At 46.0% G+C, this 22,842-nt stretch carries 20 protein-coding genes; 3 read left to right on the top strand and 17 right to left on the bottom strand.

What is annotated here, in order from left to right; all coding sequences use genetic code 11:
• Positions 1–131: 131 nt before the first annotated feature.
• The 3 genes from ACX1DY_RS14865 to ACX1DY_RS14855 form a co-directional block, all read right to left on the bottom strand.
• Positions 132–836 carry a hypothetical protein gene (locus ACX1DY_RS14865; RefSeq protein ID WP_458964966.1) on the bottom strand — a complete coding sequence of 235 codons (705 nt, stop codon included), beginning with the start codon at positions 834–836 and terminating at the stop codon, positions 132–134.
• Between the two features lie 632 nt (positions 837–1,468).
• Positions 1,469–1,933 carry a hypothetical protein gene (locus tag ACX1DY_RS14860; protein ID WP_458964965.1) on the bottom strand — a complete coding sequence of 155 codons (465 nt, stop codon included), beginning with the start codon at positions 1,931–1,933 and terminating at the stop codon, positions 1,469–1,471.
• A gap of 149 nt (positions 1,934–2,082) precedes the next feature.
• Complete coding sequence (locus ACX1DY_RS14855) at positions 2,083–3,825, bottom strand: ABC-F family ATP-binding cassette domain-containing protein (RefSeq protein WP_458964964.1); 1,743 nt, start codon at positions 3,823–3,825, stop codon at positions 2,083–2,085.
• A 467-nt stretch (positions 3,826–4,292) separates the two neighbouring features.
• Between ACX1DY_RS14855 and ACX1DY_RS14850 the strand changes: the two genes are divergently transcribed.
• Positions 4,293–6,317: a right-handed parallel beta-helix repeat-containing protein gene (locus tag ACX1DY_RS14850; RefSeq protein ID WP_458964963.1), complete on the top strand. Its 2,025-nt coding sequence runs from the start codon at positions 4,293–4,295 to the stop codon at positions 6,315–6,317.
• Positions 6,318–6,477: 160 nt separating this feature from the next.
• Here the strand turns inward: ACX1DY_RS14850 and ACX1DY_RS14845 are convergent, their stop codons facing one another.
• From ACX1DY_RS14845 to rlmH, 5 genes are all read right to left on the bottom strand, one after another.
• Entirely contained in the window at positions 6,478–6,888 is a 411-nt protein-coding gene (locus tag ACX1DY_RS14845; RefSeq protein WP_458964962.1) for a VOC family protein, read from the bottom strand.
• Between the two features lie 227 nt (positions 6,889–7,115).
• Positions 7,116–7,301 carry a hypothetical protein gene (locus ACX1DY_RS14840; protein WP_458964961.1) on the bottom strand — a complete coding sequence of 62 codons (186 nt, stop codon included), beginning with the start codon at positions 7,299–7,301 and terminating at the stop codon, positions 7,116–7,118.
• Positions 7,302–7,351: 50 nt separating this feature from the next.
• Entirely contained in the window at positions 7,352–7,762 is a 411-nt protein-coding gene (locus ACX1DY_RS14835; protein WP_458964960.1) for a hypothetical protein, read from the bottom strand.
• Between the two features lie 60 nt (positions 7,763–7,822).
• On the bottom strand, positions 7,823–10,066 hold the full coding sequence (locus tag ACX1DY_RS14830) for a U32 family peptidase (RefSeq protein ID WP_458964959.1): 2,244 nt from the start codon (positions 10,064–10,066) through the stop codon (positions 7,823–7,825).
• Positions 10,067–10,107: 41 nt separating this feature from the next.
• The gene (gene rlmH, locus ACX1DY_RS14825; protein WP_458965185.1) at positions 10,108–10,587 is read right to left on the bottom strand and encodes a 23S rRNA (pseudouridine(1915)-N(3))-methyltransferase RlmH; all 480 of its coding nucleotides are present in this window, start codon (positions 10,585–10,587) and stop codon (positions 10,108–10,110) included.
• Between the two features lie 259 nt (positions 10,588–10,846).
• On the opposite strand from rlmH, the gene infC reads away from it, so the two are divergent.
• Entirely contained in the window at positions 10,847–11,368 is a 522-nt protein-coding gene (gene infC, locus ACX1DY_RS14820; RefSeq protein WP_458964958.1) for a translation initiation factor IF-3, read from the top strand.
• 291 nt (positions 11,369–11,659) lie between these two features.
• Here infC and ACX1DY_RS14815 read toward each other — a convergent pair whose 3' ends face one another.
• The gene (locus tag ACX1DY_RS14815; protein WP_458964957.1) at positions 11,660–11,992 is read right to left on the bottom strand and encodes an ArsR/SmtB family transcription factor; all 333 of its coding nucleotides are present in this window, start codon (positions 11,990–11,992) and stop codon (positions 11,660–11,662) included.
• A 136-nt stretch (positions 11,993–12,128) separates the two neighbouring features.
• Here ACX1DY_RS14815 and ACX1DY_RS14810 point away from each other — a divergent pair, with 136 nt between their 5' ends.
• Positions 12,129–13,523, top strand: a complete 1,395-nt coding sequence (locus tag ACX1DY_RS14810; protein ID WP_458964956.1) for an MFS transporter — start codon at positions 12,129–12,131, stop codon at positions 13,521–13,523.
• A 166-nt stretch (positions 13,524–13,689) separates the two neighbouring features.
• On the opposite strand, the gene ACX1DY_RS14805 is transcribed toward ACX1DY_RS14810, so the two are convergent.
• The 8 genes from ACX1DY_RS14805 to ACX1DY_RS14770 all read right to left on the bottom strand — a co-directional run bounded on the left by ACX1DY_RS14805 (position 13,690) and on the right by ACX1DY_RS14770 (position 22,479).
• On the bottom strand, positions 13,690–13,857 hold the full coding sequence (locus ACX1DY_RS14805) for a CxxH/CxxC protein (protein WP_458964955.1): 168 nt from the start codon (positions 13,855–13,857) through the stop codon (positions 13,690–13,692).
• A gap of 182 nt (positions 13,858–14,039) precedes the next feature.
• Positions 14,040–15,839, bottom strand: coding sequence for a thiol reductant ABC exporter subunit CydC (gene cydC / locus ACX1DY_RS14800; protein ID WP_458964954.1), 1,800 nt, complete (start codon positions 15,837–15,839; stop codon positions 14,040–14,042).
• Entirely contained in the window at positions 15,836–17,599 is a 1,764-nt protein-coding gene (gene cydD, locus ACX1DY_RS14795) for a thiol reductant ABC exporter subunit CydD (RefSeq protein WP_458964953.1), read from the bottom strand. The genes cydC and cydD overlap by 4 nt, the downstream gene beginning before the upstream one ends.
• Positions 17,599–18,615 carry a cytochrome d ubiquinol oxidase subunit II gene (gene cydB, locus ACX1DY_RS14790; RefSeq protein ID WP_458964952.1) on the bottom strand — a complete coding sequence of 339 codons (1,017 nt, stop codon included), beginning with the start codon at positions 18,613–18,615 and terminating at the stop codon, positions 17,599–17,601. The genes cydD and cydB overlap by 1 nt, the downstream gene beginning before the upstream one ends.
• On the bottom strand, positions 18,602–20,005 hold the full coding sequence (locus ACX1DY_RS14785) for a cytochrome ubiquinol oxidase subunit I (protein WP_458964951.1): 1,404 nt from the start codon (positions 20,003–20,005) through the stop codon (positions 18,602–18,604). Before ACX1DY_RS14785 ends, cydB begins: the two co-directional genes overlap by 14 nt.
• Before the next feature lie 225 nt (positions 20,006–20,230).
• A complete protein-coding gene (locus ACX1DY_RS14780) occupies positions 20,231–20,461 on the bottom strand; it encodes a cold-shock protein (RefSeq protein ID WP_019914583.1) in 231 nt (76 codons plus the stop codon).
• A gap of 178 nt (positions 20,462–20,639) precedes the next feature.
• Positions 20,640–20,840 (bottom strand): cold-shock protein, encoded by a 201-nt coding sequence (locus tag ACX1DY_RS14775; protein ID WP_039878010.1) that lies wholly within the window; start codon positions 20,838–20,840, stop codon positions 20,640–20,642.
• 391 nt (positions 20,841–21,231) lie between these two features.
• Positions 21,232–22,479, bottom strand: a complete 1,248-nt coding sequence (locus ACX1DY_RS14770) for a S1C family serine protease (protein ID WP_458964950.1) — start codon at positions 22,477–22,479, stop codon at positions 21,232–21,234.
• Positions 22,480–22,842 lie beyond the last annotated feature (363 nt).

The following is a 22,842-nucleotide window of genomic DNA, read 5'->3' as shown; positions in this document are numbered from 1 at the left end:
TTTTTATGTTTTTAACTCTTGCAACAGATGTTCTAAGAATGTATTTAAAAAGAAGGAAATGATTTTAGAAAAGTAAATTTGTAACATGAAAATAGCCCTAGCAATCGCGGGGGCTATTAAATTTGTTGAGATTACCAAATCATTACGTAGTAAACATCTCTACTGATCTGATGTTTATATTCTGGATCTGAATATGTTTTAAATATCTCAAACCAATAATTCGATGGATTACTAGTGAAATAAAGCTGCTCTCGATAATAAACTGTAGCGCTTGGATAGGCTCCAATTATAACACTTAATGCAGCCAATACAGCACTGTATGGTGCCTTCACAAGAGTAGATAATGCAGCCGCAACTGCAGACATTGTAATTTTTGTATAGGTTGAATTTGATTCTGTATACTTAGTTAATTGCCCTGTTTCTCCATTTGGTCCAATTGCAGTTCTACCCACATCGGGTGGGATATCTGTTGCTGCCTGAGTTGTAAAACTTGGAGTAGACTGTACCAAGTTATCTGTAGATCCAAGCAATGATGAGATATCAGTCAATTTTCCATCCACATATAACTCTTTTTTGGATTGATTATAAGTTATTGTCTGTTCAACGCCATTATTAACAAGATTATAGGAAATGACATCGCCTTTTATGTCCACATCGTAGGTAATTTTTACTCCGTCAGCCTCAAAAACCCCACTCTCTTCAATAACCCCCGTTGATGGAATCGTTGAGGCTAAATCATTGAGGTTCTCAGCGGCAGTGGCAACTTTTCCTAAAGGAAGTGCAACTAAAGACAGCATAGTAAGAATGGTGACAAGCTTCAAAAATACCTTTTTCAAATAAATTTGCCTCCAAATTATAGATTTAATAATTAATACTCCATCCTCCATATTGTGGAATATTACTACCATATTAATCCTTAAAAAGAGATTAATCAACAAAAGAAGTAAAATATTATCAAAAATCATTACTGGACAGTCAAAAGTTCTACATCTTTAAAAGCCAGTTTGGTAGGCTCAAAAAGACTGACACAACAGATTTCGGTTCTGTATATTCCAACTGGAAGGAAAGCCAACTCACTGTTCGGATGGCCATGGAGATTCAAGGATTCTCAAGTTGAACATTTTTTCGACTGGTTTGCGAGTATGAGGGTCCGTTACTTGAACATTTTGAAACTTCTTTAGTCTGTGTCATAGTTGAATACTGTGGGTAACCCCATCAAGTAACCACAAGGGAAATATTATATCAAAGAGCCCCCACAAGGCTAACCTGGACGGCTCTTTTGCTGTTTAACATTACTCGGATGAATATATAAATGAGGTTGGAGCATTGGCAAAATGAATAATAATAGAAACTGGACAGTTTTATTTATTGGTGGAGCATCGGGAATAAGTAAATCAAGTGTTGCAGTTTCCAAACTCCGGTGTAACACATCTCATCCTCATTAGCACACTTGACTTTGTTACATAATTCATTGGTTCCCTGGGTCATCTCGAATGGTCATCTTCATATCTACAAGGGTATCCAAGTTGATTTCAATCGTCATATCTTCATGTTCATTAATAGCAATTAATGTTTTATCTTCGATACTCAATTTTTTGATAGGATTTGTTTCATCAAAAAAAATACCCCAAACCAAACTGTCGTTTGCATCTGTGCAAGCAATGAAACCTTCATTCCCCATCTGCCCATCGCCGCCATAGATTTTACCGCCCCGATAGTCAATACTCGTCCATGCATCAACTATTGTCCAATAGTCATTGTTGTATTTTTCAATGCTTTCTATAGTTGTATCACACAGGGGAGAACAGCTAATGGTACGCTCATTGTTGTTAGGGTTGTAATATGTCCCGATGTTTAGAATGATTATGTTGCCATTTGCAAAAGCAATGCAGTTGATCCCAGGCAGCTCACGCTTAGCAGACCAATGCTTCATTATTAAGTTATCCATTTCTACAATGATAACATTATGACCAGCTCATCTTTTACTTTGAGCACATCCATAAGCGCTCTCTGTGTACTCATGCAAAAAACCGCATCCCCTTGGGATACGGCTCCTTTACTCAATCTACAGCTTGAATGCATTCAAATCAGGGCTTTAATCAGCTCTTCTAGCTCATCTACCAATACTTTTGCAAGTTCAAAATCAGTATCTTTTAAAGCCAATTCTATTTTCATTTCAACTGATTTTTTCTTTTGTTCAGCTTCTAAATAGTCTCTATCAAAATGACTAGCATAAATCATCTGTCTAAATTTTCGCATACTCATTTTTCTAATCGTTTTATCGTCAATGATTAGCACATAATCCATACCATTCACAACCGAATAGAAATCATGAGAAATCATGAGAATCGCACCTTTATAGTCTTCAATGGCTTTCTCCAGTGCAATTTGTGTATAGGTGTCCAAATGGCTTGTCGGTTCATCAAGAAGCAATACGTTTGCTTTACTGGCAGAAACTTTAGCCAATTGAAGCATATTTTTTTCTCCACCCGATAAAGATTCTATCTTTTGATTAACGATTTCTCCTTCAAAGCCATAGTTTGAAATATACGATCTAATCTCATCATAAGTTTTAAACCCCGCGTCAATGAATTCCTCTAGTATTGTATTAGAATCCTTTAACATTTCACCTTGAAGCTGGGATAAATAGGCCACTTTAGCATCAGCATTTATTTCAATTGAAACATGATTATTTTTAAAGATATCTCGGAGTAAAGTCGTTTTGCCGGTACCGTTTGGACCAATAATGGCGACTTTATCCGTAGATTTTATCTCAAAGTTAACATTGTCTAAAAGCAACTCATCAAAGGCAACACTATAATTATTGACATTCACAACAATGGTGTCTTCAATTTCATTATCCATACCAAAGCTAATATTCGGTTGCTTAATATCAACAAATGGCGCTTTAATTCTACGCGCTTCCAATCTTTCTTGAAACTTAACTCTAGCTTTTAACGCTCTACCTCTCGATGCTTCTGCATTATAGGTTGCGATAGCTCTAAGATTATTGACGATGTTCTCGTTTCTCGCAATTTCTTCCTCTTCAGCGATTGTGAGTTCTTGTAACTCAATTTTAGTCTGAAGTAATGAGAAGTTATAATCAATATATCGCCCATCAAACTCTTGGATCTCCATGTTTTCAAGATGTATAATTTTGTTGAAGCAATGATTGAGTAGATAACGGTTATGAGTAACAACCAGCAGCATTCCCTTGTGGGAATTAATAAGATTTTTAAGCGCATTTAGGTTTTCAAAGTCTAAAAATACATCGGGTTCGTCCATAATCATTAAGTCTGGACACTCAAGCATTTCCCTCATCACTTGAATAAGTTTAAATTCCCCGCCACTCAGGTCGGATACCCTAAGATCCTTTAGCTTCATGAGGTTTGCTAGATTTAGTTTCTTATTAATGTTGCTTTCAAAATCATTTCCGTCCATTGCATCAAAAGCGTCTAAAGCGGATTGATACTTTTCTAGCAGCAAATCAATATCAGAAGATGTTTCCATTTCAGCCAAAATGGTATTAATTTCATTCTGTATCTTAATAAATTCTTCTCCTATATATTCAAAAACGGTTGTTTCTTTAGTTTTGGCTACTTGTGAGAACTGACTTACATACCCAATTGTGCAAGCTGGGTCTATCTCTAGCTTACCCTCGAACATATACCTTTCTGGGTCCATCAGTATATCTATCAGTGTACTTTTCCCACTGCCACTTGTTCCTATAAAAGCGCAATGTTGTGCCTCTTCAAACGTAAATGAAATGTTTTTATATAGTTCTTTTTGCGGATATGAGAAGGAGAAGTTATCAACTTTTATCATTGTGTTACCTTTCTTTATAACTAAAATGGTGACTATTATAAGATGTATTGCAGAACATAAATTTTGAGTTTACCGTTGTTAGAGTAACACTGTTTACCAACAAGTTCAATCCATTTGTAGCCCATCCCTTGGAGAATAGTCTCCCATTTAATTCCCATGCGTGAACGTAGCAGATTGGAAAAGCCGAAGTCTAAATCGCGTTGATAAACAGCCAATAAGCACCATACTTACGCTACAGCAAAACGCACAAGCGATTTACCCTGTTGAATTAACTATGAACAGCGTGGACAAAATCAGATTTTTACTCGACCGAGTGCTTGCGCATAAAACATTCATCTTCCGATCTATCCCATTGTATTTATTTTCTAGTATAATAACTTAATACAACAATAATTTTAAAATTATCCTGCTTTCAGCTTGTAAGGAACTCTTACGACTTTTTTAAGGTAGGAAGAAGGAGAGTTGTTATGGAATATCATGTATCCATACATGGGAATGATCAACTAAAAGGAACAGCTGATCAACCCCTTCGTACAATATCACGCGCTGCGGCTCATGCCATGGCTGGTGATACGGTTATTGTTCATGCCGGAGTATACAGGGAATGGGTTAACCCGGTTAATGGAGGAACACCGGAGCATAGAATAATATATCGATCCGCAGGAGACGGGGAAGTAGTAATTACAGGAGCTGAACGGATTACCAACTGGAAGTCTGAAGGAAACAATGTTTGGAGCACAGAAGTGCTCAATTCCATCTTTTCCGTTCGTAATCCCTTTGAGGTGGAGCTCGGTGGAGACTGGTTGTTTGACGGGCCCTTCCCGATTCATCTCGGCGATGTATATTTGGATGGCAAATCATTGTATGAATGCGATAGTGTTGAAAACGTTCACAAGCCCGAAATTTGGCCCGAAGCCAAGTATCCCAAGGATTCACTGTTAAAATGGTATGCGGAAGTTGGTTCTACAACAACAAAAATCTGGGCCATATTTGGCGGAAAGGATCCTCGAAAGGAAAATGTAGAAATTAATGTACGTCCTTATTGCTTCTGGCCTGAGAAACCAGGACTTAACTATATAACCGTAAGTGGCTTCACACTTCGTCAAGCCTCTCCTCAATGGGCACCGCCTACTGACTACCAGGAAGGTTTGATTGGACCTCACTGGAGCAAGGGCTGGATTATTGAAAACAATAAGATCAGTGAATCCAAATGCGTTGGTATTAGCCTGGGTACCGAAATCGGTACAGGTCACACCAAGTCTTTGGAGAAGCATATTAAAGGCGGTACTCAGCGTGAGCAGGAGGTTATTTTACGAGCATTACGCTCCGGCTGGCATAAGGATAGCGTCGGCAGTCACATCATTCGTGGCAATGTGATTCATGATTGTGAACAAGCTGGTATTGTGGGTCATATGGGAGGGGCCTTCAGCCGCATTTATCAGAACCGTATTTACAATATTCACCACAAACGACTCAGACACGGTGCCGAAGTAGCGGGAATTAAACTACATGCTTCCCTGGATACTCAGATTAGCGAAAATATAATCTATAGCTGTTACCGTGCGCTTTGGCTTGACTGGCAGGCACAGGGTACCCGCATCAGCCGCAATGCATTTTTTGACAACATTTCTGAAGACCTCTTCGTTGAGGTTTGCCATGGTCCGTATATGGTCGATCATAATCTATTCCTCTCTCCCATGAATTTCAGAAATATGGCACAGGGCGGGGCATTTGCTCATAATTTATTTGCAGGCAGATTTGTAGTTCGTTCCGAGATTACCCGTATTACGCCATATCACTTCCCTCACGAGACGGCAATGGCAGGATACTCCAATATCACTGGAGGCGATGATAGATATTACAATAATATCTTTTTGGGTGATAATGACGCTAATAAGGAACCTGTTCCTATCACCTTTTTTGAGCATCTTCCACTTAAATCAAGGGATGAAGCTGGAGAGGATGGGAAAAGTGTCATGGATGGTGTTCCGGACAATTCCATTTGCTTTCTGCATGCTGTGGGACTTGGCGGCTACGATAAACATCCTGATGTAAAAGATAAGAAATGGTGGGAATATACCAAAGAGGAGCTTACCCAGCTTGGCGATGCCGCGAAGGATTTCTTTATAGGAAATGCAGTTCTTCCGGTAGCTATGGGTGGAAATTTATTTCTTAACCATGCGGTTCCAAGTAGTCACGAATCCAATGCGAAGATATATACACAGAAGGGTTTAAAAATTGAGATCAATCCTGCGCAAGGTAGGGTGCAAATTCAGATCAATGAGCCCGAATTGCTTCGGGCAACCTCTGCAATGTTGATTACCACTGACCTGCTTGGAAGGACTTATCACGCCGATATGAAGTATGAGGAACCAGACAGCACTCCATATCATTTGGACTCCGACTTTTTCGGAATAAAGAGACCCGATGCAGAGGTCACACCTGGTCCGTTTGAATTAACCGAAAATGGTACCATCGATTTTGAAATCTAGTTTATTACTCAGGATCCAGTCATTCTAGGTGATTGGATCTTTTTCGTGTGTAGAGCCTCTACTCTGCTAATCAGGATAGAGGCCTGACACACCGAATACTCGTATTATTTAGAACAGAATGCGCAGAAATGGAGCCTTTGTGATGGCTAGAACTGCCAAACTACGTTTCGCTCATGCTGCCGACTTCAAGCAGGTTACCCTCCGGGTCGGCGACATAAAAGTTGCGGATGCCGAAGGAATAGGTTATGGGTTCTCCAGTCGGAAATCGCACGCCCAACTTCGATAGTCGCTCATATTCCGCATCAACATCGGCAAAGCAGGGTAACCAGAGGGCGATTTCAAACGTTTGATTGATTCCCTTTGGAGGTACGTAGCTCTCCCCAATGGCCTGCGCGAATGCTTTCCTGCTGTACATGAATAAGGATAGCGCACCGCTTGCCGTCTCAAACTCCGCGAAATTTCCGCCATTCCATTGAGTATGAAAGCCCAATGTATCCCTGTAAAATTGAACCATACTGTCCATGTCGTCGGCGTATAGGCACGCACCCACCCTTACATCTCGTCCGATCAATGTCATCAATCTCCTCTATGTAACAATGTTTATTACAATATTCGCATTCGTGTTCGTATCCTTATATCACCGCGTCTTAAGTCGGGCTTTTGTATAATTACCGCGAGCATACGATCAATTCCCTCTGCCATCCATTCTTTCTTAAAATAGATTGCACCACAAGCATTAACAAGCACATGCAATTGATCATATTTCCGTTTTGACTTAGATGAGGATTCTCTAATTTGTTACGTTTGATTATATTTCGCCGCAAATTCTGCTGCGTATTCTTTCAATTTTGTTGTTCCTAAAGTTGGGCGGTTCTTGTAATAATCTTCATACACGTAACCTGTCCGGGCCGCCACGCCCATCTCCACAAACCCTTTTGCCATTTGCTCGTTCATACCACTTTTCAGCATGGTATTGGCGAGCATTTTATCGGATATTCTCCCATGTTTCAAATAGGGTTTACCAATGGCTTCACCTAGTATTTTAGCAATCTCATTACAGGTAAGCCCTCACTTGCTATGTAGCGAAAGGTTCTGCCTTCAAAAGGTTTAGCCATTTCCTCAGCAATAACAGCAGCAATATCATTAGCCGAGACCAACAGGTATTTGATTTCACCACCATAGTTGGCCAGAATCACTCCTCTTTTGCCAGTCAGTAAACCTCCGATCCCATAATGCTGCAAAGACAATAATCCACCTAAAAACCCTTCGCTTGTTGATTTTATTACATCAATATTAGCCAATAAATTACTGTAAAAGCCAACTGGCCGCATAAATTTGATTGCCACATCATTAGGTAGTTGTTTCAAAATAGTCTCGGCAATGTTGTGAATTTTTAAAAAACCAGTACCTTTGTCCGTGTGAGCTCCGATACTGCTCAGATGCACGACTTTTTTTACCCCTGATTGCTCAACCGCTTTTTTTATAAGCAGCTACTATTTCATTCACTACACAATCTCTTTATTAAAATGTCCTCTTGTGTCTGTTTCCTGATTAAAGACAGCATTATTCATTGAGCCATTTAATTTGCCTGAGGCCATATTAATGACTTTCACAACCTGCTCTTTAGATTCAACTGTGAAGCTTAATCTGAGCGCCTCGATTCCTTTGATGTTTTGTAGCTCATCTAAAAGATTAAGCGTCTTCCCATTAAGGAGAGTCGTTGTACAATCATTATGAGAAATGATAGGGAACGTTCCGTGCTCATCTTTTAACTCATAGCTCTTCGTTTTGCAAATTCTGCATTGATCCATTTTTTTCATCGGACAATATTTTGTAAACATCAAAGGAGCCTTACCATATACGATCATTTCCAGTGCAGGATAGCCGTCATTTTCTTCATAATAGGCATTCATTAAATCTTCAATTTGGCTCTTATTCAACTCATAAGATAAAGTGACTCGTTTTGCACCTAATTTATATAATTCATAGCAACTAGTAGCATTAACGACATTTAGCGAATAGTCCGTAACAAACGGATTCGTTTCTCTGTAGTGATAAATCCCACCATATCCTCCGATTAGCAGCTGCCCTTCTTTGTCCTTATACTTATTCTGATTTCTTCTAACCACATTTTCATAATAGATTTCCTGAATTCCACGGCTCACGCAAGCATCATACTGCTCCTTAGTCGTTACAGAGGCCGTAAGGTATGGTTTTGCAGGGGCAAAACTTATTTTTTCTTTTGCTTCCACAGCCTTGGTTCTTTTCTCTTGGCTGTTAAGCTTTAAGTCATACAAGCCCAGTACAATATCTCTTCTTGCTGCATTTAACAGTTTAGCTGGAATAAACGCATTGCATTCCTCGTAATCCACATGATTAAGCTCGAATATCGTATCATTTAATCTTGAGAACTGCTTGATTACCTGGTCTTTTGTTGTTGGATTATTAATGGCTTCGCCTAGTATTTCCTCGCTTTCATATGAATAATGATGGCCCAAGCCCTCCGCATCTATGTGAAGCTTTGAATCTGGACATGCATATACTCTAATATCTAGGCTAAACCGCTTAAATTCTTTTTCCAGTGATGCTTCTAATTCTTTGGTATAGAAATAATCCTTCGTTTTATATACTACATCTCCTGTAGACAACTTTTCTTTGACTTTGATGTAGCAGACATGATCTGCTTTGTTGATTAATTCGCCATTTTTATCGTACAGTTTTGCAACTGTTAAATTAACATCCTCATGGTTGTGACTTATTCTGATGGTATCGTTTTGGTTTAAAGCACGTGTAAGGGTTATTTCATACATGTCTTTAATAACCTTGCTAATGGTTCCAATTTCATAACCAAAGTTATTAGGTCTTAAGATGTTTGTAATATTTCTCTTATCTTCGCGAAATAAATATCCTTTCGTAAAGGTTCTATTGAATGTTTTTTTCAGATTTTCTTTATCTTCTTCGGTTATTTTATGATCTAAGGCCATGCGATATTTGGATACAACATTCGCAACATACGTAGGCACTTTCATTCGACCTTCGATTTTTAAAGAATCGATTTCTTTTAAATCCTCGATATAGTCGATTGTGTTTAAGTCCTTGGTAGATAGAATATGGTTTTTCCCTAAAGATGTACCTGTTGTCTTATCCACGAGTTCATACTCCTTACGGCATGAACCCACACATCTTCCGCGGTTTGCGCTTCGATTGCCCATTAATCCTGACATTAGACAGTTTCCAGAATAAGATACACATAAAGCACCGTGAACGAAAATTTCTAAAGGTATTTCAGCTGTTCTTTTTACCTCTTTTACTTTTTCCATCTCAACCTCACGGGACAGAACAACTCTCTTAGCACCAAGCTCTTTAAATAATAAAGTTCCGTCTACATCGTCTATTCCCATTTGAGTTGAACAATGTGCTTCCATATCAAGAAAGTTTTTAACGATATAATCGAAAGCAGTCAGGTCCTGAACGATAATGCCATCTACACCGATTTCATTTAATTCGTGGATCTGCTCTTTCATCTCTTCAACTTCGTTTTCGAAAACGATGGTATTCATCGTAACATAGACTTTAACGTCCCTCAGGTGCGCATACGTAACAGCCTCTTTTAACGATTCTAAATCAAAATTAGATGAGTATGCGCGTGCACCAAATTTTTGCATTCCTAAGTATACTGCATCACAACCATTAGAAATGGCAGCTTTTAAAGCTTCCATATTTCCTGCTGGAGCTAATAATTCAGTCATTGTTTCCTCCTTATGACCCATAAATTATAAAAAATTTGTAGTTACTTATGATACGGCTCCCCCCGATTTATCTTCACCGCGCGATAAATCTGCTCTACCAGCACCAGCCGCATGAGCTGATGGGGCAGCGTCATGCGGCCGAAGCTCATGCGCTGCTGGGCGCGGCGCATGACGTCATCGGAGAGCCCGTGGCTCCCTCCGATGACGAAGACGACATGGCTCGTCCCGTAGGTGCCGAGCCGGTCGATCTCTGCGGCAAGCTCTTCCGAGCTCCAGAGCTTGCCGTCGATCGCGAGCGCAATCACATGCGCCTCGCTCTTGATGTGCGCGAGGATGCGCTCCCCCTCGCGCGCCTTCACCTGGACAACCTCGGCTTCGCTGAGGTTGTCCGGTGCTTTCTCATCCGCCACCTCAATAATCTGAAATTTGAGGTATGGCGTCAGCCGTTTGGCATATTCTGCGATGCCAAGGGTCAAATACTTTTCCTTCAATTTGCCCACGCCAATAATTTGTATGAACATAAATCCTCCATTGATATGCATGTGTAATAAACTACCATCGTCTTCTACAATCTGCCCGAACTCCAGCCCATATAAGCCTGGCAAACGGTTATACTCCGAATTATAACACCAATGAATGGCCCTCTGCGCTCAACCCGGAACTGAATTTGAACCACCGGCAGCTTCCGTATATGATAACCATATGATGATACATAGGCTGAACTTAAGGATGGCGTTGTCATTCTTATATTCACCTGATACAGCAGGAGGTTGGGTTACAGTGGCAGTCTTAATTAATGAACAAATTAGAGCATCCGAGGTCGTGCTTACCGGACTGAATGGTGAGGCAATCGGCATTGTCTCCAGGGAGGAGGCGCTGGCTATGGCCCGGTCCAAAGGAGCCGATCTGGTCTGCACCTCACTGATGAGCAGCCCCCCACCCTGCAGCCTGATGGCCAAAGGCAAAGCCAAAGCGGCCGCGCTGAAGGAGGCAGCGGCTACACGCAAATCAGGCAAGGGCCCGCAAGCTGGCGGTAACGGCAGACAAGAAAAGGTCAAGGAGCTGCGCTTCACCGCTCACATCGAGGAGCATGATTACGACACGAAGCTGCGGCAAGCGGACAAGCATCTGCGCTCCGGCAAGCCGGTGCAGCTTGTAGTTAAGGCCTCCGGTGCGAAGGAGGCAGCCGCAGCCAAGGCGGTACTGGAGCGTCTCTTGGCTGACCTGAAGGAAGCTGGAACCAAGGAAACAGGCATTCAGACCAGCAGCAAAGGCGCACAGGTGAAGGTCAACCCGCGCTAATTGATCAACGAAGGATTGATTCTATATTAGCAATTAGGATTGATCTCGCTGTCCTCTACAGGAGCATCCCCCCCACAGCAGCGATACTCTGCATCGCTTTCAGATACCCGTTCATCGAAAATATGGGGCGTCCCAGCTGCCACCGATATGGCTTTGGGGCGCCCCCTCCTTTTACACCTTATCCTCTTCGATTCCTTATCCTATCATTCCGCCATTAATGAAACCGCTCTCCAAAATAAACCCGATTACCTTTCTCCAAGCTCTTCGTCAGACGCCCTGAGCGAATATCCTTCATTCTTCGAGTGCTTCAGGCTGCTCCCCAGCCTCATAGGCACTCAGTACGGAATCAAGCACCCCGGGAAAACGGGCATTCAAATCCTCGGTGCGCAGCGACACAATGCGCTGCGTACCATGGGTACGCGTATGAACAACTCCTGCCTCGCGAAGTGTCCGAAGATGGTGGGACATGGTCGACTTGGCAATTGGCACAATGAAGCTGTTGCAGGCCTGTTCGCCATTTTTATGAATATCCGAAACGATAGATAAGCGAATCGGATCGCTGAGTGCATACAGTACAGAGGCAAGCTGGATATCCTTGCGATCCGGATGAAAAAGTATCTTCATGAATAAAATCCCCTTTGCGGTACAAATGGATGCCGAATTTTTCATGTTCCTAATTGCATTTTATATCAACGCATGCTATATTTCAAATGTTCGAATATAATCGAATTATAAAACAAATAAAAGGAGTGGCCATCACATGGACTCAACAAATCAAATTTCTGCTACTGCGGAAAATGAAGGCTCTTCCGTGGAAGCCACTCTTCCAAAGGAAGGGCTGCTGACCTTTCTATTCAGTATTGCAGTTGTTCTCGTCATTATGAACACTGCCATGTTCAACCTGGCACTGCCCGATGTGACCGAGACATTCGGCATTTCCCCTGCCGCCGCATCCTGGATCGTAACCGGGTACTCCATTATGTTCTCCATCGCTTCAATTACTTATAGCAGGCTCTCCGACTTCCTGCCGATCCGCAGGCTGCTAGCGCTTGGTATGCTGACGCTTGGTATTGCCGCAGTTGCCGGCTTCTTCAGCACCAACTTTATCTTCCTGCTGATTGTGCGTATTGTGCAGGCTTCCGGCGCAGGGGCGGTCATGTCACTATCGCTGGTGCTGTTCACCCGGTATGTTCCGGTAAAGCGCCGCGGAAAAGCGATGGCGACCATTATGTCCGCAGTTTCGCTTGGCCTTGGCCTCGGTCCTGTTGCGGGTGGAGCTATCACCCAATATCTCGGCTGGAACTGGCTATTTGCCGTCACTGCCTTCATTTTACTGCTCGTACCGCTGTTTCTGATTTTGCTGCCAAAAGAAGTGCCTAGCCGGGGTTCGTTTGATGCCCTTGGCGGCGTATTCCTTGGAGTTGGCACCACCGGTCTCCTGCTGTTCCTGACAAGCGGGCTTTGGATTGCGCTTGTCGCAGGGCTTGCCGCTATTCTATTGTTCGTGAGTCGTATCCGCACCACCCGCGATCCGTTTGTCCTGCCGTCCCTTTTCCAAAATCGTTCGTATCTGGTGCTGTCTCTGGTTGGGATTGCCTCTTACTTGTGCAGCTTTGCAACGCTGTTCCTGCTGCCGCAAATTCTAACCCACCGCTTCGGCTTCAGCGCAAGCCATGCCGGGCTTGTGATTTTCCCCGGTTCGTTGCTCGCGATTTTCGTCTCGCGTTCGGTTGGGCGGATCATTGATCGCTATGGCAACGGAGGAATTCTGCGTTATGTGCCGCTGCTTGTACTTACCGCTACCGTGCTGTTTGCTATATTCGCCGGACATTCATGGGTGGCTGTAATGCTCGTATATATGATTATGAGTCTTGCCTTCACAACGCTGTCGAGTGGTGTATCCAATGAAATCTCCCGTATTCTCCCTGCCTCCCAGATAGGCTCCGGGATGGGATTGTTTCAGCTCATGCAGTTCTTCAGCGGAGCGTTCGGCGTAGCCCTGGCGGCCAGTGCTTTACAATGGCAAAGCCGCTTGTCACTGGCTGCGGCATACTCCAACATTTATTGGGGACTTTCAATTGCCGCACTGATCGCCGTTGCCTCAGCCTTTGCCTACCGCCGTAGCAGCATGGGCGGGAATTTGGCGGATGCATAAGGTTCCTCAAGCACACAGTCTGTATCACGCAAAAATACCCTGCAGCTCATTTTACAGCCGCAGGGTAAGCCTGATCAAAAGTGACCCCATTCATGGATGTATGCACACCACGTCTGCGGTCATCTTTTAAAATAGTTGATCCAAGTTATGGTGAAGTACTGCAGCCCTAAACTACCAGGACCTCTGCATTCTTATCGCATTCCGCACATTTCGCCGGCGGGTCCCAGTCCGAGAACTCTGTCTCCTTCAGATCCACAATATCCGGTGCATCCTCGTACTCGTCCACAAATTTCTCAATGGCCAGCTCCACGTGTTCCTTACACACTACATACATTCAATCAAGCATCCCTTTCTGTGCTGCTACGGTATATACTCCTTCTATTGTTCTACCACACTTCCCCGCAAAAAGGAACTCCCGGAGCGTAATTTGCACACTACTCTGCAAACTCCTGAATATGCATAAAAAAGCTCCCCCGCCCAAACCAGGCGAAGGAGCCTCTTAGCATCTCCAAATATCTATTCTCCGGCAAGCTCCCCCAGGAACCCGCTGGGCCGGTCCAGCTCATACAGCCTGCAGTAACGGGGTTCGCGGGCCATTAGCTCCGCATGGGTACCGCGCATTTCCACAATCCCGTTCTCCATAAAAATCACTTCGTCCATCTGTTCCGCACCCACCAGATGATGCGTAACCCAGATTACGGTCTTATCTTCCATCACCTCGAACATCGTGGCCAGCAGCTCGCGCTCTGTCCGTGGATCAAGACCGACAGTCGGCTCGTCGAGCACAACCACCGGCGTGTTCTGCAGCAGGATACGGGCCAGTGCAATCCGCTGGCGCTCTCCGCCGGAGAAGCGCTGCCCTGCCTCACGCACCGGAGTATTGTAGCCCTCAGGCAGCGAAGTGATCAGGGCATCCAGCTTGGCCAGCTCCCCGGCCCGCTTGATGTCTTCATCTGATGCATCCGGGCCGCCAAGCCGAATGTTGTTTGCCACTGTGGTGTCGAACAGATGCGGGCTCTGGTTAAGTACGGCAATGATCTTCGGGATCATCTCGCCGTATGCCGAGGCATCAACCCCGTTGATTACAGCCGAGCCAATGGAAGGGGTTATTACGCCTTGAATCACCTTCAGCAGCGTGGACTTGCCCGCTCCGCTGCGGCCAATGATCGCAATCTTCCGTCCCTGCGGAATGTCGAGATTCAAATCGCGTATCGACCAGTCATCTCCGGCAGCATAGCGGTATCCGGCATTCCGCAGCTCGATATGCGCCTGCTGATTTTCCTGGATTCTCTTCGTGGAGTTTTCCGCAAGAGCAGCCGTATCCGCACTTCTAGCTTCTGCCTCCACTCCCGGGATACTATCCTTCGCTTCTTCCACACCGGACAGGCGCTCCAGCGAATTGCGGTACTGTGGTATCTTCTCCACAGCATCCGATACCGGCAGAAAAGCATCCGCCACCGGGAACACCACCAGCACGAACGCTGCGATCAGCGTTCCGGCGATGGCGCCGCTCTGGTACTCGCCCGCTGCCCAGTAAATCACCGACAGCACAGCAAGGCCAACAACGGCCTGGCCGATGAACATCCGCAGGCGCGCCCATTGCCGCAGCGCCCCGTCCGTGCGGGCGACCAACTTCTCGTCCTCTTCATAGGTCGCGACGAACTGGCTCTGCCGTCCGCTGATCACCCAATCGCCCATGCCCAGTACGGCATCGGTCAGCTTCTGGTAAAGCCGGTTGCGCTCCTGCTTCACCTGCCGCTGGCGCGAGCGCGTCAGCAGCAGGGAAACCAGCGGCAGCACAACAACCAGCACCAGCATGTACATCCCCATCAGCAAGGCAAACGCCACATCAAACGTCCCCAGCGAAATAATCGCGGCGGCATAGATCAGAAGGGCGATGATGCTGGGGAATACGGTGCGCAGGTACACATTCTGCAGGTATTCTATGTCATCGGCCAGCATGCCGAGAATATCCCCGGTACGGAAGCGCGAGGAGAGAAACAACGCCTGCGGTTCCAGAATATTGTACAGCCGGATGCGCATCCTGGAGAGAATCCGCAGGATCGTATCATGAGAGACGAGGCGCTCCACATAGTGGATTACCGCCCGGCTCGTTCCGAAGGTACGTACGCCAACAATCGGCACATAGATCATCAGAATATTTTCCGGCGGTATGGATGCCTTCGAGATCAGAAACCCCGAGGTGTACATTAGGGAGGAGGCTGAGAAAACCGTCAACGCACCCAAGGCAATAATCAGCAGGAACCGCCAGAAGTAAGTATGAAAATAGGGAGCAAACCATCCTTCACGTTTCAATGGATTCCCTCCAATTGGCTTTGAATAAGGTCATAATAGACCCCTTTGCGGGCCACAAGCTCGTGGTGTGTGCCAACCTCGGCGACCTGCCCCTGCTGCATAACGACAATGAGATCCATATCGACCATCCAGTGCAGCCGGTGGGTAGCGAGAAACACCAGCTTCCCTTCAAAAAGCGGCAGCATCGTTTCCTTCAGCTCATATTCCGTCTCAATATCGAGATGGGCGGTCGGCTCATCCAGCAGCATTACCGGACGGCTGCTCAGCAGTGCGCGGGCCAGCGCCACACGCTGCTCCTGTCCGCCGCTTAGCGAACGGCCGCCGCCGCCGATCATTTCATCCAGCCCATTCGGCAGGGAGTCAACCAGCTTCGATAGTCCTGCGGCAGCAATAACCCCTGCAACAGCTTCATTCGTCGCTTCAGGGTAATAAAAGCGTACATTATCCGCCAGCGTACCGCTGAAAATATAAGGCCGCTGCGGAATGTAAGAGGTCATCTTGCGCCATTCCTCATCTGTAAGCGAACTGACCCGGTTACCGTTCACCTCAATCGTGCCGGAGGTAGGGTGCAAGAAGCCGCCCAGGATGTCTACCAGTGTAGACTTGCCGGCTCCACTCTCTCCGATAATGCCAATTTTGGCATAACCTTTGAACTCCAGATTCACTCCGTTCAGCGAAGCAACGCCGTCTTCTTCATATTTCACGCCCACCTGATGAAGCGCAAGCGTGCTGTCCTTGTGCCAATTGAATACGGCAGCTCTGGATGCAGCAGTCTTGGAGCCTTCAGCACCATCCGCCTCCAGCAGCTCAGCCTGGACAGCCTTCCGGTCAATAATGCCCCTCATCGCTTCTCCCGCTTCCTTGCCGTCCAGTGTAGCGTGGAAGTCCGCCCCGACCAGCCGGACCGGCAGGAAATATTCCGGTGCGAGAATCAGAATCGTCAATCCCGTGACCAGCGTCATTTGTTCGTTAACAAGACGCAGCCCCAGGCTCACTGCTACCGATGCGACGGACAGCATGGTGAAGAAATCCATCGCGAATGAAGACAAAAAAGCTACACGCAGCGTGCGCATGGTGGCCGAGCGGTAGCGGTCGCTGACAGCGGCAATACTCTCGCTGTGGCTGCGGCTGCGCCCGAGAAACTTGAGCGTCTCCAGGCCGCGCAGTGAATCCACAAAATGATTGGACAGCGTGCGGTACGACTTCAATTGGCGGTCCATCTGCTTGCGCGCCGTCATCCCGATCAGAATCATAAAGACAATAATGATCGGCATCGTCAAGGTGAGAATAACACCGCTTGATGTATCCAGGGTATAGACGTACACCAGCAGCAGGGCCGGCGTTACCGCCATTCCTACCATTCGCGGGATGATCAGCTCCATGTACGTCCTGAACTTCGCAACTCCTTCAAGCACAAGCGTAACCAAATCTCCGGTTCCCCGGTCGCCCGCCAGCCTCGGCCCCAGCTGGAACAGCTTATCCATCGTTTGTCTCCGCATGCTGCTGCCGGTGGCTTCCGCGAAACGGTAAGACACCCGGCTCATCAGCAGCGCACAGGCGTGGCGCACCAGAAACGCAAGAAGGAACAAGAGCGCTTTAGCCCCTTGTTCCTTCAGCGGTTCTCCCGCAAACAGCGCAGAGACAACTTCTGCCAGCGATTTCGCCAGCAGAAGGATGGACAGGCTTTGCACCAGGGTAAGGAAGCCTACGATCAGAAAGACCGGCTTAACTCCTGCAACCCTAAGCAAATTTTTATCCATTAGTATTCAAGATGCTCCTTCTCGTGAACCCGTTTGTGGAAGATAAAATAACTCCAGATCTGATAACCTAGCACGAACGGCAGCAGCGACAGCGCTACAATCGTCATTACCTTCAGTGAATAATGGCCCGACGCAGCATTGGTGATCGTCAAGCTAAATGCCGCATCAATCGAGCTGATCATTACACGCGGGAACAATCCGACGAAGATGGAGAGCACCGACAAGGCCATGACCGCTCCGGTCATTCCAAACGCCCAGCCGTCTCTCTTCTTGCTCATGAAATAGCCGGACAGCACATAAGCGGCAATTCCAAGAATGACAACTACGAGCAAAAGTCCCCCGCGTTGTTCAAATACATCAGTCATGTAATATGTCATAGCTACAAAGGCAACCAGCAGAGCCGCCAGCGGGAACAGCAATTTCTGTGCCAGCTTGCGCGCCCGTTCTTGAAGATCGCCTACCGTACGAAGTGTCGTGAACATTAGGCCATGCACAAGACAGAGCAGCACAACCGTAAGTCCTGCCACTACCGTATAGACGTTGACGATATCGAAGAAGCCGGCATGCATTTGCATGTCGCCGTCAATCGGCAGCCCTTTGATGAAGCTGGCGAACACTACGGCGAGCAGGAATGGCGGAAGGAAGCTGCCGAAGAAAATGCAGGCATCCCAGGTTCTTTTCCAAGCCAGCGAATCCCGTTTGCCCCTGAATTCAAAAGCAACACCACGGGCAATTAGCGCAAGCAGAGCGAAGACGAACGGAATGTAGAAGCCGCTGAACAATGTTGCATACCAGTTAGGGAAGGCCGCGAACATCGCGCCCGCACCCGTAAGCAGCCACACCTCATTCGCATCCCAGAAGGGGCCAATCGAGTTGATTAGCACCCGGCGCTCCGTATCATTTTTGGCCAAAAACTGGGTTTCCATCCCTACGCCGAAATCAAAGCCTTCCAAAAAGAAGAATCCGATAAATAATACCGCAATCAGCACAAACCATAATTCATTAAGAGAAAGCATGCGATCCCTCCTTCGTGTATGGATCATGCGAGTCACCGTGATCGTTATCCATGGCATAAGGGCCTTTTTTGATCACTTTGATGAACAGGCCAACCAGCACAGCTCCCAGTATGGCGTAAATTGCCGTAAAGGAAATGACCGAGAACAACACCTGACCAGCCGTAACATTAGGAGACACACTATCCGCTGTGGTCATGAGTCCAAATACCGTCCAAGGCTGACGCCCGATTTCAGTCATGATCCAGCCCGACACATTGGCGATTGGCGGAAGCAGCAGCCCCCAGAGCATTAAGCGCATGAACCAGGTATTCGGACGTTCCATCTTCTTGCGCCACATCAGGTAGATCGCATAGACTCCAAGCCCGATCATCGCCGTACCTGCGGCAACCATGATCCGGAAGCTCCAGAACGTTGTGCGTACAGGCGGGATATAATCCCCAGGTCCGTACTTCTGTTCATACTCTGCCTGCAGCGTATTCATACCTTTAAGAGATCCGGAGAACTTGCTGTAGGAGAGAAAGCTCAGCATGTACGGAACCTTAATCTCATGTGTGCTTACTTTATTATCAGGATCAATGTTTGCGTAGACCGTCCACGCCGCAGGATCTCCACTGTCGTCCCAAAGCGCTTCTGTAGCAGCCATTTTCATCGGTTGAGTCTCTACGAGATACTGCGCTTGAGCGTGACCTGCAATGGCTACGCCAAACGAGGATACAACCCCGACAATAGCAGCAATTTCAAACGATTTTCTGAAAAAAGAAACATCCTGCTTCTTCAGCAGCTTATACGCACTGATACCTGTTACCAGGAATGCGCCTGTGGCGTAAGCGGCGAGTACCGTATGCGGGAATTCCACCAGCAATTGTCCGTTCGTAATGAGGGCGAAGAAATCGTTCATTTCAGCCCGGCCATTGTTAATGGCAAAACCGACCGGATGCTGCATAAAAGAGTTCGCGGCCAGAATCCAGAACGCCGATAACATCGTTCCCAGGGCTACCAGCCAAATAGCGAGACAGTGAACCTTCTTCGGAACCTTGTCCCAGCCAAAAATCCACAATCCAATAAATGTAGACTCCAGAAAGAAAGCCAGCAACGCTTCAATGGCCAGCGGAGCTCCAAACACATCACCGACAAAGCGTGAATAATCGGACCAGTTCATCCCGAACTGAAACTCCTGCAAAATCCCTGTCACTACACCTACGGCAAAGTTAATGAGGAAGAGCTTTCCCCAGAACTGCGCCATTCTTTTGTACTCGTCATTGCCTTTTCTGACATACATCGTCTCCATGATTGCAATCAAGAGCGCAAGTCCAATTGACACCGGTACAAAGAAATAATGAAAAATCGTCGTCGACGCAAATTGTATACGCGACAGTATAACTGTATCCATATTTCTCCCCTTCCTTCTCCCCATTCATTACGTATATTCTGTCAAAAATCTAACACCTTAAGTGTGATATTAATCACATTATACACCCTGTTTCGGCCTTAAAATCAATAAATTTGTGACAAATATCACAATATTACGTTCATAAAGCAAAAAAAATAAGACGGTTTCACCGTCTTGGATGTGTACATCATTCTATAGAAAAAGCTTGACTCATAAAGGTGCTCATTAGCTAATGGAAGTGCCCTTCTTCAGCGATTTTAGATCGCCATTCGAATTAAGCAATTGTGGCAGCATTTTCATGGAACGCTCCATCGGAGAGTTGCAGAGACGGCAAGAAGGCGCATGTTCAAATGCGAAATTATCCCTCATCCATCCGTTACATCCATCGTTGGTACAGGCCCATATTTCAGTATTTTCCTCTGGTACTTCCTCCAAAGGCTTCTTCCGGTAGTTCATTGCCGTTCCTCCCTTCCTTTATGTAACAAGCCCGAGAATCCAGACAAGTAAAAACGGCGTTGCCGCCCTTTATTCTAAGGACGGCAACCGTTTCATTGAGAATATAAGGATATTTACTCCTCATAATTCTAAAAAAAGACCGTCCCAGCTTTCACAAGCGGGACGGTTCCTTCTATTATTACAGTTTTACAACGTTTTCGGCTTGTGGTCCACGGTTGCCTTGAACAACGTTGAATTCAACGCGTTGGCCTTCATCCAAAGTTTTGAAGCCTTCGCCAGTGATTGCGCTGAAGTGAACGAATACGTCGCTTCCGCCTTCAACTTCGATGAATCCGAATCCTTTTTCTGCGTTGAACCATTTAACTGTACCTGTTTGCATGTGTGTTACCTCCACAAATTTAAATTAATATGTTCTTTTTATCTTCAAACAAAGAAAAAATTCACACATTGAAAAAGGTTGTGCTTCAGTTGACAGCCCTTTTCAATACGTGAATCAGGTATCAATTGTATGATTAATTTTCATGTTACCACACCTCATTAACAAAGGCAAGCTGGCTCATCCGAATTTCTCCGTTTTTCCCCTTATAAGGTTACTTTCCCAATGTAAGGGCTACCAGCATATAAAAACTATATAAATTAATTCCTTCACTATCCTTTACCCTAAGTATTTCACTTAGAAACGGTTGCCGCCCTTAAATAATAATTATAAGGGCGGCTCGCCGCCTCTCTTTATGTGACTGCTTCATCATTATATACTGCCTGATGCGTTTTTATTCCTCCGGCTTCTCAAGAAGCTTCACAGTGACCTGCTTCATTTCCCCATTGCGGTAAAAAGTGATTGTAAGCTCATCGCCGATCTTAGTGTGATCGTACAGATATTTCCGCAGTGAAAGCGTAGATGTAATCGGCTGGTCGTCAAACTTCGTAATGACATCATTGAGCTGCAGTCCCGCTTCCTTGGCTGGACCTACGGCATCAAGCACAACTACCCCATCCTTCACACTCGTCGGCAGGTTCAGCTCCTTGCGCTGGTCCTCTGCCAGCGGCACATAAGGATTGTTCAGATCAACGGAATATACACCTAAGTACGAACGGGCTATTTTCCCTTTGGCTGTCAGTTCATCCGCCGTTTCTATCACATGATTGGCAGGAATGGCAAAGCCGAGGCCTTCCACACCTGTATCAGAGATCTTCATTGTATTGATGCCTATTACCTTGCCGTTCAGATCTACGAGTGCGCCTCCGCTGTTGCCCTCATTAATCGCGGCATCGGTCTGAATAACCTCCTGCTCCCAGTCATATACGCCATCCTGGTTCAGCGATACGGGAATGGTCCGCTCGGTATAGCTGACAATACCTGAGGTTAGCGAATCCCCGAGTCCCAGCGGATTGCCGATGGCGATCACCGTCTCACCAAAACGCAGCTTGGAGGAATCGCCAATCTGGGCAATGGTATTGATGCCTTTGGCGTCTATGGAGAGCACCGCGATGTCGCTTACTTTATCCGCACCAACAAGTGTCGCCTTGCGGGTCTCCCCGTCAACCGTAACCACTTCCAGCTTGCCTGCACCATCAATCACGTGATTATTGGTGATGATGAAGGCCTTGCCGTCGTTTTTCTTATATATAACCCCTGAACCCAATGCCGACTGATCCTGGATATTGAGTTCCTTGTTATCTTCTTTATGATTAATAATGCTTACTACCGCAGGACGCACTAGAGCGGCTGCCTGAACAATCCGGTCAAAGGGATCGCCGCTGCTTACAGCGAGCTTACCTATCACTGCCGGTGAATTGGCTTTCACATGAGTGAACTGCCCTGTGACCATACTGAAGAGAAGCACCGACATCACAGCGCTGGCTATGGAGCAGATCATTGCCACCTGCCACGTTGCTAGTCCCCTCCGCGATCTGCGCACAGCCCATTTACGGCTGCCAGCTCCACTGGAGGCCTCATGTTCCCTGCTTATGCGCCGCGACACTTTCGTTGAATAGAAATCATCATCAAACAGTCCCACCGTTACACCCTCTCCCCTCTATTGCTACTGCATTCAAGACCTGAACGCCAAGCAACCACGTCCGAGCTTATTACTTTATCTCTTAGACTCCAGGAGGCACTAAAAGGTTTCAACTGATTCATTACCGCATAGGTGCGGCTTATAACAAGTAGAAACGCCGCGCCGTCCATAGAAGGACGGTATCTGTTTCAGCGAGAAATATAAGGATAAAGTATAGCGTGAAACTTATACTTTCTTATATTTGTACAAAGGCTCTCTTATTCTTGCAGCCTAGCATAAATCGTTACGTATTTTTGAGGAATATTCTGCAACTTAAAAGACTACAATAGTAGAAACAGCTAATCCTGTCTTGCACCTGATCTG

It is taken from the genome of Paenibacillus sp. BAC0078 (assembly GCF_054483875.1).
The sequence above is the reverse complement of the archived record's forward strand: the minus strand, read 5'-3'. Positions and strand labels throughout refer to the sequence as shown.

Bases quoted from the DNA above. Each gene is read 5' to 3' on its own strand.
- ACX1DY_RS14855 (WP_458964964.1), bottom strand. From the start codon at position 3,825: ATGATAAAAGTTGATAACTTCTCCTTCTCATATCCGCAAAAAGAACTA.
- ACX1DY_RS14805 (WP_458964955.1), bottom strand. From the start codon at position 13,857: ATGTATGTAGTGTGTAAGGAACACGTGGAGCTGGCCATTGAGAAATTT.
- ACX1DY_RS14810 (WP_458964956.1), top strand. From the start codon at position 12,129: ATGGACTCAACAAATCAAATTTCTGCTACTGCGGAAAATGAAGGCTCT.
- ACX1DY_RS14840 (WP_458964961.1), bottom strand. From the start codon at position 7,301: ATGCTCGCCAATACCATGCTGAAAAGTGGTATGAACGAGCAAATGGCA.
- ACX1DY_RS14785 (WP_458964951.1), bottom strand. From the start codon at position 20,005: ATGGATACAGTTATACTGTCGCGTATACAATTTGCGTCGACGACGATT.
- rlmH (WP_458965185.1), bottom strand. From the start codon at position 10,587: ATGTTCATACAAATTATTGGCGTGGGCAAATTGAAGGAAAAGTATTTG.
- ACX1DY_RS14775 (WP_039878010.1), bottom strand. From the start codon at position 20,840: ATGCAAACAGGTACAGTTAAATGGTTCAACGCAGAAAAAGGATTCGGA.
- ACX1DY_RS14830 (WP_458964959.1), bottom strand. From the start codon at position 10,066: ATGACTGAATTATTAGCTCCAGCAGGAAATATGGAAGCTTTAAAAGCT.
- ACX1DY_RS14850 (WP_458964963.1), top strand. From the start codon at position 4,293: ATGGAATATCATGTATCCATACATGGGAATGATCAACTAAAAGGAACA.
- ACX1DY_RS14815 (WP_458964957.1), bottom strand. From the start codon at position 11,992: ATGAAGATACTTTTTCATCCGGATCGCAAGGATATCCAGCTTGCCTCT.
- ACX1DY_RS14860 (WP_458964965.1), bottom strand. From the start codon at position 1,933: ATGAAGCATTGGTCTGCTAAGCGTGAGCTGCCTGGGATCAACTGCATT.
- cydB (WP_458964952.1), bottom strand. From the start codon at position 18,615: ATGCTTTCTCTTAATGAATTATGGTTTGTGCTGATTGCGGTATTATTT.
- ACX1DY_RS14780 (WP_019914583.1), bottom strand. From the start codon at position 20,461: ATGAACTACCGGAAGAAGCCTTTGGAGGAAGTACCAGAGGAAAATACT.
- cydD (WP_458964953.1), bottom strand. From the start codon at position 17,599: ATGGATAAAAATTTGCTTAGGGTTGCAGGAGTTAAGCCGGTCTTTCTG.